This is a genomic window from Nocardioides sp., from assembly GCF_016462705.1.
GTDB lineage: Bacteria > Actinomycetota > Actinomycetes > Propionibacteriales > Nocardioidaceae > Nocardioides.
In genome coordinates, this window is sequence record NZ_JAEMSS010000305.1 from 1 (window position 1) to 1,625 (window position 1,625).

3 protein-coding genes and 1 pseudogene are annotated in these 1,625 nt (G+C 71.8%); 1 reads left to right on the forward strand and 3 read right to left on the reverse strand.

The genetic code is table 11. The features are described 5' to 3' along the window. Both JHD21_RS21845 and JHD21_RS21850 read right to left on the reverse strand, forming a co-directional pair. On the reverse strand, positions 1-459 hold a 459-nt coding region (locus JHD21_RS21845), incomplete at its 3' end, for an LLM class flavin-dependent oxidoreductase (RefSeq protein ID WP_292679665.1). A 19-nt stretch (positions 460-478) separates the two neighbouring features. Continuing rightward, on the reverse strand, positions 479-826 hold the full coding sequence (locus tag JHD21_RS21850; protein ID WP_292679667.1) for a hypothetical protein: 348 nt from the start codon (positions 824-826) through the stop codon (positions 479-481). 51 nt (positions 827-877) lie between these two features. Between JHD21_RS21850 and JHD21_RS21855 the strand changes: the two genes are divergently transcribed. Continuing rightward, on the forward strand, positions 878-1,360 hold the full coding sequence (locus JHD21_RS21855) for a rhodanese-like domain-containing protein (protein WP_292679669.1): 483 nt from the start codon (positions 878-880) through the stop codon (positions 1,358-1,360). A gap of 19 nt (positions 1,361-1,379) precedes the next feature. Here JHD21_RS21855 and JHD21_RS21860 read toward each other — a convergent pair. Further along, positions 1,380-1,625: pseudogene (locus JHD21_RS21860) on the reverse strand (translational GTPase TypA); the annotation flags it as partial.

A 1,625-nucleotide genomic window follows, 5' to 3' on the forward strand; every position in this document is an offset into this window, starting at 1 on the left:
GAACGGGTTGGGCCCGGGGACGAACGTCGGCGGCATCAGCGTGTGCTGGGTGAACTCGCCCCGGAAGTCGAGCCGGGTGCCGTCCTGCCAGGACGCCAGGATCGCCTTGACGGCCAGCACGATCTCGCGCATCCGGGCCGCTGGCGGCGACCACGTGGCGCCGTACCGCTTCTCGATGTGCGGCTTGATCTGCGAACCGAGCCCGAGCCGGAACCGGCCGCCGGACATCAGCTGCAGGTCCCAGGCGGCGTTGGCCAGGTGCATCGGCGAGCGCGGCATGGCGATCGCGACGTTGGTCATCAGGTCGGCCTCGACGACGCCGGCCGCCGCCGCGAGGGGCAGGAACACGTCGTGCGGCCCCTCGAAGGTGAACAGGCCGGCCGCGCCGGCGTCGACCAGCTCCCGGGCCCGGGCCGCTGCCTGGTCGGGTCGGCCGTCGAGCTGTACGTCGAGGAGCATGGCCGGACCCTAGTGGCAGCTAGGAGCCGTAGATGGACCCCGTCCCCACCGTGGCCGCGCGCCGGCTCTCGACGAACGCCAGCACGAGCAGCACCGCGCCGACCGCACGAGCGAGGAACAGCACGGTCTGGACGTGGTCGCGGATGAGCAGGTTGACCGCGATGTGTGCCGAGTCCAGGAAGATGTTCTCGACGTGCGACGCCGCCTCGATGCCGAGGGTCGCTCCCACCAGGCCCGCCCCCACGGCGCCCAGCACGGCCCAGCGGCCCGCGGGCGCGTGCCGGAAGAACCAGAAGGCCAGCACGAGGAACGAGGCGGCGACGACGACCAGCAGCAGGACCTGGAGCTTGACCTCGGTGTCAGTCATGGCTCCCACTTTCGCACGTCTAACCCCCTAGGGGGATATACTCACGGCACCATGTCCCGTCGCCTGCTCGCCGCCGCCGCTGCTGCCACCCTCGCCCTGCTCGCCGGCACCGCCGGCTGCTCCGAGGACGCCGACGAGCCGGACGGCGCCCACGGCGCCGGACAGTCGCTCAGCGTCACCACCGGACCCACCGCCAGCGCCGCGCCCGAGGTCGGCTCGTCGCTGTCCCCTGCGGAGTTCGCGGCCGCCGCGCAGCGGCCGGACACCGTCATCCTCGACGTCCGCACCCCGGAGGAGTACGCCGAGGTCCACCTCGAGGGCGCGGTCCTGGCCGACCTCCAGGACCCGGCCCGGTTCGAGGCCGCGGTGGCCGAGCTCGACCCGGCGCTCAGCTACGCGGTCTACTGCCGCACCGCCAACCGCTCCGCGGTGGCCATGGACCACCTGGCGCAGGCCGGGTTCGGCTCCTACTACGACCTTGCCGGCGGCATCGACGCGTGGGTCGACGCCGGCGGCGTCGTCGTCACCGACTGAGCCGCGACCGACCAGACCGCTACTTGTTGGCCTTGCGTGCCTGGCTCGCGGTCTTGGCGCGCGCGTTGGCGTCGAGCACGACCTTGCGGATCCGGACCGTCTCCGGGGTGACCTCGACGCACTCGTCCTCGCGGCAGAACTCCAGGCACTGCTCGAGCGAGAGCTTGCGCGGCGGGATCAGCTTCTCGAAGTTGTCGGAAGTGGCGGACCGGATGTTGGTCTGCTGCTTCTCCTTGGTGATGTTGACGTCCATGTCGTCGGCGCG

Bases quoted from the DNA above. Each gene is read 5' to 3' on its own strand.
- JHD21_RS21855 (WP_292679669.1), top strand. From the start codon at position 878: ATGTCCCGTCGCCTGCTCGCCGCCGCCGCTGCTGCCACCCTCGCCCTG.
- JHD21_RS21850 (WP_292679667.1), bottom strand. From the start codon at position 826: ATGACTGACACCGAGGTCAAGCTCCAGGTCCTGCTGCTGGTCGTCGTC.